Source organism: Mycobacterium pinniadriaticum, from assembly GCF_026242045.1.
GTDB lineage: Bacteria > Actinomycetota > Actinomycetes > Mycobacteriales > Mycobacteriaceae > Mycobacterium > Mycobacterium pinniadriaticum.
Genome location: NZ_JAPJDO010000071.1, coordinates 1 through 10,327 on the forward strand (window position 1 = coordinate 1; position 10,327 = coordinate 10,327).

Annotated in this window: 7 protein-coding genes; 3 read left to right on the forward strand and 4 right to left on the reverse strand. The window is 61.2% G+C overall.

Annotated elements, in window-relative coordinates; genetic code table 11:
- Positions 1-46: 46 nt before the first annotated feature.
- Positions 47-1,219, reverse strand: a complete 1,173-nt coding sequence (locus ORI27_RS32150) for a DDE-type integrase/transposase/recombinase (RefSeq protein WP_266001286.1) — start codon at positions 1,217-1,219, stop codon at positions 47-49.
- Between the two features lie 196 nt (positions 1,220-1,415).
- Here ORI27_RS32150 and ORI27_RS32155 point away from each other — a divergent pair, with 196 nt between their 5' ends.
- Genes ORI27_RS32155 through ORI27_RS32165 form a run of 3 tightly spaced genes read left to right on the forward strand, consistent with a single transcriptional unit; the run spans position 1,416 to position 5,259 of the window.
- The gene (locus tag ORI27_RS32155; RefSeq protein ID WP_266001287.1) at positions 1,416-4,181 is read left to right on the forward strand and encodes a hypothetical protein; all 2,766 of its coding nucleotides are present in this window, start codon (positions 1,416-1,418) and stop codon (positions 4,179-4,181) included.
- A 59-nt stretch (positions 4,182-4,240) separates the two neighbouring features.
- Positions 4,241-4,651, forward strand: a complete 411-nt coding sequence (locus ORI27_RS32160) for a hypothetical protein (protein WP_266001288.1) — start codon at positions 4,241-4,243, stop codon at positions 4,649-4,651.
- Between the two features lie 17 nt (positions 4,652-4,668).
- Positions 4,669-5,259 (forward strand): hypothetical protein, encoded by a 591-nt coding sequence (locus ORI27_RS32165; protein WP_266001289.1) that lies wholly within the window; start codon positions 4,669-4,671, stop codon positions 5,257-5,259.
- Between the two features lie 207 nt (positions 5,260-5,466).
- On the opposite strand, the gene ORI27_RS32170 is transcribed toward ORI27_RS32165, so the two are convergent.
- The 3 genes from ORI27_RS32170 to ORI27_RS32180 form a co-directional block, all read right to left on the reverse strand.
- The gene (locus ORI27_RS32170) at positions 5,467-8,211 is read right to left on the reverse strand and encodes a DUF4365 domain-containing protein (protein WP_266001290.1); all 2,745 of its coding nucleotides are present in this window, start codon (positions 8,209-8,211) and stop codon (positions 5,467-5,469) included.
- Positions 8,212-8,471: 260 nt separating this feature from the next.
- Positions 8,472-9,269 (reverse strand): IS21-like element helper ATPase IstB, encoded by a 798-nt coding sequence (gene istB, locus ORI27_RS32175; RefSeq protein ID WP_266001291.1) that lies wholly within the window; start codon positions 9,267-9,269, stop codon positions 8,472-8,474.
- 1 nt (position 9,270) lies between these two features.
- On the reverse strand, positions 9,271-10,197 hold the full coding sequence (locus ORI27_RS32180; protein ID WP_456085473.1) for a Mu transposase domain-containing protein: 927 nt from the start codon (positions 10,195-10,197) through the stop codon (positions 9,271-9,273).
- Between the last annotated feature and the right edge of the window lie 130 nt (positions 10,198-10,327).

Genomic DNA, 10,327 nt, shown 5'->3' on the forward strand with positions numbered 1-10,327 from the left:
CGCCGGCACAGCTCCGCCGACGGGTTATCGCCCGTCAACTACGAGATCAGGGAATCCAAGACCAAGCCGCAAGCGGCATAAGGAACCCTCCACGATCTCGGGGGAACCCCATCTGGCGTTGGGTGGCAGCTGGGTTGATCAGCGAGTAGGTCCGTTTGAGTGCCACGATGCGGTCCACGGTCATGCTCGGGTGATTGATCGCACGGTGAAATGGGGTCCTGGCCTTATCGTGTTTCCGCGACACTTTGGCGCCTGAGCGGACTTTGGATACCAGTTTCTGCTGGGGGTGGAAGTAGTTGGTCAGCTGGGACTGCAGTTGCCAGATCTCGTTGAGTAGCAACAGTTCTGACGCGGTGTCGTAGCGGTAGTAGCCGACCACGGTGCGGACCACCGCCCAGTTCTTCTGCTCGACGTGGCAGCCGTCGTTCTTGTTGCCCGGCCGCGACCGGGTGAAGGTGATTTTGCGTTTACGACACCAGCGCAGCAGGTCGTCGTTGATGAATTCCGATCCGTTGTCGCAGTCCACGCCCAGGATCGGGAACGGCATCGCGGCGGCGATGTGATTGAGGGCCGCCAGAATGTGCTTTGCCATCCGGTCGGGTAGTGAGCGGCTCTCGGTCCAGCCGGTGGCGATGTCGGTGACGGTCAGCGTGAAGGCATGGCCTCCGCCGCGGCTGCCGCCGTCGTGGAAGACCGTGTCGATCTCGAGGAAGCCGGGTGCGGCGTCGTCCCAGTCGGCCCAGGTGCGTACCGGGATCTGGCTTTTGAGCAGCGATCCCGGCTTGGTGCCCACCCGTCCTTTGAGCGTGTGCTTGGCTCGCTCGTCGGCCAGTCGGCGGTCGATGGTGGCCGCCGACATCGACACCAGCAGTGCCGCGGTGTCGTCGCTGATGACCAGCTCCCGGAAGTGACGCAGCACGGCCACCAACTCGGCGAGCATGGGTGCGAGCCGTTTGCCGGCGGGCATGTCCAGCACCGTCCAGCACAACGTCAGCGCAGCGATGACGTCCTCGCCGTACTTCACCGGCCGCGGACTTCGCGGTGCCACGATCTTGGGCGCCAACGCGGCTGTGAGCGCTTTGCGGGCATGGCTGCGATGCCAGCCGGTGTTGGCGCACAACTCGTCGAGAATCCGGGTCTTACCGCCCTTGCAGGCCTGCTGGTAACGAATCGCCGCTGCCTGCGTCACCGCTCTGCGCTCTGCCAATGTCAACCCCATCAACCGGGCCTACCGAACTCGTTGCTGATTCACCCGGCAGGCGCGCCGTCCACGCGCGCATTCTCAATGAGGCAACGACCCGCCCATTCGCGCGCATTTCTGATGAGTCAACGCGTCCGTGCGCGACACCGATTTATCGAACATACGTGCTAGATTCACGACGGGTGTCTGCGTGCCCGGAGTTCAGGAGTGGCCGATGAGCGGTGGAAGAAGCGCAGCCTACGGTTTCTTGTATCAATACGTGGCCACAGCCGAATACTTCCTGCGCTACCTCACCGCTGAGGCCACCGATCCTGCTGACGTGGCTTTGTTGGTCGAGCCCACGATCCTCACGACCCGCGGCGTCGGCGACGATCGGGACATCGTGGATTTCGCCCTTGAGGTAAACGGCGTCGTCGTCGAGCGTGTCCAAGTGAAGGGGTCCAGGGATCCGCTCGCCAACAAGCTGCGCCCCGGCGACGTTGCGGAAGTGATGCAACGCCTGAGCGCCACACAGGCCGGCGCCAACCACTTGTTAACCAACAGGCCGTTGTCGACCGGCTTGTCTGAACAGTGCACACTTGAGAACCCCGAAGGGTCCACTTTCGACCGCTTCGCCTATCACCCCACAGATGTCGACGCTGATGAAATCGACCTGTTCATATTGGTCGACAATCGGTCAGTAGACGATCTCGCCTCCGCGGTCGCCGAACGCATCCGCTCGATACGGGCCGACCGTGCGCTCAGCCAAGCAGGTTCCACCGCACGAATAGTGTCTATGGTTCTGCTGCACAACATTTTCCGATCGGCAGCTGGGACTACCACAGAGCGATTCGCCGCCTCGGATGTCTTCGCAGTTGCCAAGATGCCTGACAGTGACGTGGCGCACGCGATGAGACGCTTCGACTGGGGAGTTCCGATCGGCGGCATCCCGACGTTCAGCTCGACGATTCCGCGAGTGGCGCAACTAAACGAAATCTCCACGGCACTCACCGAGGACGTCATCGGTCGACAACCTCGAACCGCCATCTTGACCGGGACTACGGGCTACGGGAAATCGGCGCTAGCTGCAGATTTCTGCCATCTCCACTACAACGCGTTCGAATTCATGTGCTGGATCGACTGCCGTGGACATGACACGATGATTTCCGACGTGCGGCGATACACAGAGGACCTCACTGGTACTCGTCTAGGCCACAAATCGCACCCCACCAACATCTTTCACGACACTCTCGCCAGGCACCATGGTCCGTGGCTGCTGGTCTTCGATGGCGCGCCATCGCGGCAAGCGATAGAGGCTCTCCTCCCCAAACATGGAAATGGCAAGGTTGTTATCACCACACCGAACGAAACATCTTGGTGGCCAGAGATTCCCAAGGTCCGAGTCCCGACATTTACTCCCAACGAAGCAGTGGAGTGTTTTGTCAACCACGCAGGCCTAGACCCATCGATCGAACAGCCGCAAGTGCGCGATGTCGTGGGGCGACTCGGATTCATCCCGCTGGCGGTCAGCATGGCTGGGATGTACTTCGGCAACGCTAATGGAACGGTCGCCGAGCTGTCCGCAGAGTACTTCGCCGAGTTGGATGCCCTTGAGGACGAGGGTGCCGTACCACCCGGAGTAAGTAACGCGACGCTCTACGCGGCTATTCGGCACGCTGTCAGCCACCTCGGCGATGGACTCGGATCCAACTCGCCCGACGAGATGCGGATTGCGCAAGCACTGATCTACCGCGCAGCACTGATCGCGCCGGACAAGATTCCACTGAATCTACTCATCGCAGCGTTCCCCGAATCAGCTGATCTACGGCTGGGCGACCTTCCATCACCTACCGCGGCCAGACCGGCAGTGCGGCGCCGGTACATCAGCATCTTTCGCACGCAGTCTCTCGCCCAGCGGGTCCTTCTCGTCGACAATTTCAACGCAGACAACGAAGCTGCCGAAACCATCATGATCCACCCCCTTGTTCATGAAGTGCTGCGCGACATATTCCTTCGAGACATCCCAGCGGGGCTACTGGGCAGTCAATTGTCGATGATGTTGCACACGCTCGTCGGCTGGCTCGGCGCGATGCGAAAACGCAACGCGTTCTTCGCTGTTGACCAACTGGCAGCCCACGCAGATGCGCTCCTCGCTGTGATACTGAAGATTTCCCGGTTTGAGTTCTTTCAACAAGACCAGGTCACCTTCTTCCAGTTCACCAGGATCATGCTGCAGCTTGAGCTGGCGACGTGTCGGATGAGCAGAGGCGACTTCAACTCCTCCGTCAACCTTGCCCGTGGCGTGCTCCTTGATCTGGCCGAGATGCCGCGCGATAGATATCGCGATCTGCTAGCCCTCGTCGCGGTGACATCAATCGTCGTCGATCTCAGCACCGCCGGAATGCCGCCGGCGACTATGCAACCGTTCGCCGCCGTCGCAGTTCGGACCCTCCTGAGCTGTGAGTCGTTCGGCGGCAGCGCTGCCGATGCCGCTCTTGACCGGGCTTACCTCGTTCGCTCATTCCTCAACCGACGCCCCGAGTACCGCGACGACGAGGTCATCAAGAGTGCAATCAAATCCATCGATCAGATGATCAGCCGCGATCTGAGCGACAAGGTCAGGCCAAACGTGGTGATGGACAGGATCTGGGAACTCATCGAGGCGCGCGACCTCGACTCAGTGGACTCTTTGATCGCAGCGCTCCGAGAAGACGCCAACAGTTACGACGCGGTCACCGTCACTTGCGTCGAAGCTGTTGTCGCCCTACATCGAAGACAAATCGACCTTGCGCTGCAGCTGATCGAAGAACTCGTCACCATGCCGCTTGAAAACGAGCATCTCGGTGTACCGCTCACGCATGGCCTCGGACACATCTTTCGCACCCTAGACGAACTGATCAACATTCCGATTGACCAGGCCGACCAACTAATTTCGACCGCAGAACGCGTCTGCGCGCGCGGCGAAGCGATATATGAAGCAATGGCTAATCCCGGAACCTAGCGGTCTTATCACACCAGGCTGCACCCACTGCAAGATGGTCCTGCCAACACAACTGCTCGATGAACGAAGCCGCCGCAACTGCTTGGAAGGAGATACATGGCACCCTGTCACATCCCGCGCCCAAGCGCTTTGGTCGGCGCTCTGATTGCCCGCACTTCACTCGAACCGGATCGTGGATGATGGAAGTCCCGCCACGGTTGGTCGAGTTGGCAGATCTCGCAGACAGCTGCCGCACCGTGTTCCTGCGGACTGCCGATATTTCGCGTTGGCGGCCGGGGCCCAATTCCCTTGCCGCAAAGGCTCAAAAAGCGATTACCCTCCGCGACCCCGCTGGGTTCACCTTGGTGTCCGAGGTAGTAGTTACCTATCTGGAAATTGCCTCCAATCACTTCGCTGGTTTGGCGGTGTTGTACCGATACGGACAGGCCATGTTCCCCCAGTTCCGATCGCTCGATCAATCTTGGAGCTGACAGCACACGTAGCGTGGGTGCTCGGCGAACCATCCGGCAATCCCCATGGCATGCTCGCCCGCGCGTATCTGGAGGAGTTGTACAGCCGAGAAACTGCCAAGCAAGCGGCAGGCCGTATGCACTCGAAGGATTCCGAAGTACACCGGCGAGCGCGACAAGAATGGACGCAGTTCCGCGACCACGTGATCGCCGTATTTCCCGAAACCTCAAGACCTGACCTCGGAGGCAACTCAACGAGTTGGACGATTGGCGATCAAGTCTTCCTCGGGCGCGAGGCAAAGGTTTCAGACCTATTCGAACTTCTCCACCGCGGTGCCGGGAGCAGCTTGACCGCACGCCAAGGACTCGGAATATACGGGTTCCTTTCTGGTGGAACGCATCCGTCTCTCTATCAGGCGCGGCAGTTGCGCTCGAATGTTGATAATGACGGGAACATCGGAACCTTCCTGAAAGCTGACGTCGCTCACCTCGAACGACTCTTGGTCGTGCCGGTTCTCGCCTACTACAACGCCCTGTCCTACGTGATCGACTTCTACGGGCTGGACCGCGCTGCTCACGACGAATTGACAACCGCAATCGACCAAGTTCTACCCGGAGCGCTGATGTGAACCGAGAAATGCATCCGTAAACGGGATAACTTCGACACCCAGTCCATCTGTCGGTCATCGAATCGCGCCACCCGCATCGGTACGTCTCATCCCTAGAGACTGAACGTGGCTCGGAGCTTCTCGCGCACAACCGATGTCGGCTCGGCCGCCGGGTGTTTCTCGTTGTCCCGGCTGGGGCTTAGGAGCGTCCGCACCAGCGGCCGCCGATCAGCTTGGTCCTCCGTTAAGGTGTTGAGCGCTAACCGATCTGGCGTAGGCGGATGGACTGTCTTGAAGTAATGCAGCGAGTTGCGTGACGGCGGCGGTTGTTTTTCCGCCAACCATCCCGGCGGCGATCATTCGCGGGACCTGAGTGCCAGAGGAACTGATCGTGCGTTCAAGAAGCTCCAGCGCTGCGTCGACGGCGACTCCCTGAGCGACCCAGTAGGCGAGGCAATTCGCGACCGTCGCACGGATGGTTGGATTGGGATCGAGGGCCAGAGACGCGAACAGATCAATCTGAGACGGCTGCTTTCTGGCGGCGATGACGAATGCGGCAGCGACTCGTTGACTGCCACTACCGCAAAGCAGGTCCCGAAACTCGGTGTCGGAGATGGCGTCGGGCCGAAACGCTGCCAACGCACTGGCTGCGGCACCGCGTACATCGGGGCCATCGAAGGATGCCACCGCGTTGGTCATGAGGTCGTGCACAACGGGTTCTAGTTGCTCGGCGGCATCGTCGGGAATTCGGGAACCGATGCGACGAAGGGTGTGTAGGGCGCACTCCAGGTACTGGGTGAATTCGGTGCGGCTGCGCAGAAGATCGATGACCGGCTGCCAATTTGCGTATTGGGGGTGCGTCACGTTTAGACAGGCGAGAGTTCCGGCAAGGTCGCTCGGCGGGAATTTAGCTCTGCCGCCCTGAAGTTGTGCGATTTGGTGCGGTATTTTCTCAGCCAGGGCTCGTGCCAACGCGGCAGCAGTATCGTCAGGCAGGTCTTCGATCGAACCCCAGGCGGCAAGCGTCGGGAGATGGACATTGGCGATCTTTGGCAGGAGCCGCTGGCGGAATACGGGCTTCGCCTTCGAGAGGACTGCGGTGACCGCTCCCCCGAATTGGAACTCGTCGCCTTCTCGCATTTCGAGCTTGTCCAGATCATCGGTGGTCCACGCTGATTCAGGAAACCTCCGCACGACGTGCGCCAGGCCCTGCCCCCAGGATGCATCAGTCACGGGAGAAAGCGTGGTCAAGTAATCGATGATCTCGCGCAGTACTGGCGCAGAAGCCACAGGAGTGACCTCGGCGAGCATTTGCAAGACATAGATCGGCACGATGAATGTGGGTCGCCAGCGTTCGGTGACGATGGATGGATCTTTCAGGACACGTATCGCCCACTGCGCGTGGCGATCTGCGTCATCGACATGGAGTACGTCGGCGGCGTGTTCGACGAATTTGATGTCGGCAAGCAGAGAAGTTCTGGTTGCCTCGTCGAGGTTGATCGTGCTAGCGACGTCTCTTACAGCTGATACAGGACCGATCTGCAGCAGGCGGTCAACTGCTAATTCAATGTCATCATCGTCGCCGGCCACACGCATCGAGGTCAGGGCGGACGCGACGTCGGCCACGCCACCGTTGCTGGTCGTGAGCTCCCGACGGGCCAGTTGAGCATGAATGCTGCGCCACGCGGACTCATCTGCACCAAACCCGCTGATGAGCGATGCTGCGCGTAGATGGCGCCACGTTTGATCGGAGGCACCGAACCTGACGCTTGTGTCGTTCGCCCAGCCTTGGAAATCCTCGTCGGCCTGATGTTGCAAGCCCCACGCGACTTCCTGGGTGCGCCACCACGCCGCGTGGGTATCGCGGCCGGCCGCAGCGTCTATGAAACCTTGTGGCTCATAACCGATTATCCAGCTCGTCGAGATGATCAGACCGGAGGACGCCCCAACGAGCGACATCGCCGTCGGATCGTTACGGGAGGAAGCGCGCAGTCCTTGGACTTCGATCGCTTGGGCTTGCGCCTCGTCGAGCAGGCCGAGTTCGCTCATGCACCGTGCACTGTGCATCACCAGCCAAAAGTGGTCGACGGGCTCGCAACGATCAGCATCGATCACGGCGGTGACGACTTCCAGTCCTCGCTGCGGTTGACCATGTTCCACGAATATTGCTGTAGCAACCGCGGCCGCGGCTGCTTGCTCAAACGGTTCCACCTTGTCGACATCGATAAGTGAGGTGAGCTCCGTAAGGTCATGGCCTTCGACCAGAACATCGTATGTGGCGGCATAAAATCGCCACCACCAATTCCCAGAGTCACGGCATTCCAGCAGGTTTGGTGCACGCGTGGACCGATACGGAAGTGGCGACGCCTCAAGCTCGCTGAGGCGCATCTCGACAAGAATGGCCAACGCTTCTTCAGGAGTCAGGGCGTCCCCGGCGGCGCTGGGCCGCGGAGAAATGAGGCGAGGCGTCAGCAGCGCATACCGGAGACGGTCCTCACGTGCAATAACTCGCCGATGCCATGCACTTCCTTCCCAACCCGGGTGTTCGCGATCTCCGGTGGCCACTTCCAGAAGCTGGTCGACGTGGTCTATGTCTACCGTTTGATGGTGCGGAACAAGGATTTTCGCATTCTTGCCTGTGTTGACCACCTGGTCGGCGGTCACATGCACCCAGTACGAAACTTTCGTATCTGGATCGTGCAGGACCAGAATGTGCGGAACGCGATGCTCGATCCAGTACTTGAAATGCTGATCAGTATCGGGGTGCCACCAGCCCACCAATTCACCCGACTCGCCGTATTCGGGGCGTTCGAACCACGACTTACCCCGTTTGGCCTGCGCACCTATGAGTGCACCTAGGTCAAAGCGCCGAGCGTCTCGGGCCATCAACCACAAATCGGTGCCCAAATCGTGCTCACGTGGATTCTTCGCTACACCCCAATTGAGGGCGAGAAATTGGTCCTCAACAGCCACTTCACCGCGGGCGCCACTAAGACCCTCAGCGCTCGCCCTCATGTCAGGCGAGCACGGCGGATTGCGGTCACACGGCCGGACTGATCACTTCGACACTTAACAGTGCCCAAAAGCTGGCATCTCGGGCGGGGCGAAGCCACCGATGAGCTACGAACCTGCCTAACATAAACCCGACCTCGAAGCATCAGGCGATAATAGCTGTCGCTTGCCAGGGTGATGGGACCACCTGATTGCCAGGGGGATGGGGCCACCGTGGCGCGTTATTGAGGATGCTCGTCGGGCTGGTTTGGGTCAAGCTGGGCGCGGGTGCGTTGGCGGTAGGACGGTCCTTCGATGACCAGGGTGTGGGCGGCGGACGTTAGCCGGTCGATGGCTGATTGAGCCAGCAGGGTGTCGGCGGTCATGGTGAGCCATTCGGCGGGTTCCCGGTTCGAGGTCACGATGGTGGTCTTGGTGCGGTGGCGTTCGACGACGATTTCGTAGAAGTCGCTGGTTTCGGTGGCGTCGAGGGGGCGTAGCGCGAAGTCGTCGATGATGAGGACGTCGACGGCGGCAAGTCGGCGGATCTCGGTGTCGACGGTGTGGTCCAGGCGGGCGGCGCGTAGTCGGGTGAACAGTTTGTCTGCGCGGCTGAACAGGACGGTGTGGCGGCGGCGAATAGCCATGTGTCCCAATGCTGTTGCCAGATGAGTCTTGCCGACGCCGACGGGTCCGAGGACGATTGCGGACTGGCCGGCGTCAAGGAACCGCAGCGAGGTCAGGTCGCCGAGCAGGGTGCGGTCATAGCGCAGGTCGTCGTGGGCGGTCCAGGTGTCGAAACGCATGGTGGGGTCGAGTCCGGCTTTGGTCGCTCGCAGTGCCGCTGAACGGGATTCGCGTCGGGACACTTCGTCGGCCAGCAGTGTTTCGAGGAATCCGATGTGGCTGAGTTTGTGTTGTCGGGCCAGGGCGGCACGTTCGGGCAGGGTGTCAGCCAAGGCGCCGAGTTTGAGGGTTTTCAGAAGTCGGAGCAGATCGGCGCCGATCGGGTCGGCGGGCCGGTGGTGGGTGGTGGTCATGTCAGCGGTTCTCCTCGCGGTCGGTGTCGGGGACGACGGTCAATGGTGTTGGGGTGGAGCTGAATTCGGCTGGGTCGCGGGCGAACCGGGTTGCGGTGTGGCCGACCGCCCGCGGCAGTGCCGGGGTGCTGGTTTCGGTGGCGCGTTCCAGCATGGAGGCGATCTTGTTCACCGAGACGACATCGAGATCCAGCGACAGTGCGCAGGCCGCCTCGACCCGGTCGGCGCCGTAGCGGCGCACCAGGCCCAGCAGTCGGTAGACGGTGCGCATCCGGGTCCAGGGCAGCCGGTCATCGAGGATGCGTTCGGCGTAGATCCCGACGTTGGGGCCGTGTACTGCGCACGTGGCGATCAACTGTTGCAGATCGCGCAGGGCGTAGCCGGTCTTGTGTTCGGGCAGATCAGCGGGGTCGGTGCTGCGGCCACCGGGCCGCTGGCGGGGATGGACCTTGACCAGCACGCCGCGGTGATAGAACTTCACCAGCTCGGTATCGGCCCGCACGTCGAGCGTGGTGGCGATCCATTGCTCGGGCAGCGAGTACAGCGCCTTGGCGACTTCGGCGTGGAAATCGCGGTGCACCTTGACCGTCTTGAACACTGGCACGTCATAGACCCCCGGCACGGGCAGCAGGCGGGGCTGTTCGTCGGCGGTGAACAGCTGCCCTGGCTGCGCGCAGGTGGTGCCGTGGATGCGGGTGCCTGCCGTGTCACGACACCACCGCACGGCGGCCTGCTGCGCGGCCTCGATGCTAGTGAATGTCTCGCCGTCCCAGAAGTTTCGGCGTACGTATTGCACGGCGCGTTCCACGCGGGGTTTGTCTTTCGGGGAGGCCGCCCTCGCGGGGTCGGTGAGGAATCTGGCATGGCCGGCATAGTCCAGCCAGCCCTGGCTGAACTGCGGGTTGACCGCATCGGCGGCGGCGATCACCGGCTTCAAGTTGTCCGGGTTCTGTGCCCGGCGGTGTTATGTGCCCGACCGGCCGGAAACGTCACTGGCGCTCTGGTGTTGGGTTGAGTTCGGGCACATAACGGTCAGAGGGAATCGAGCCATTGCAGGA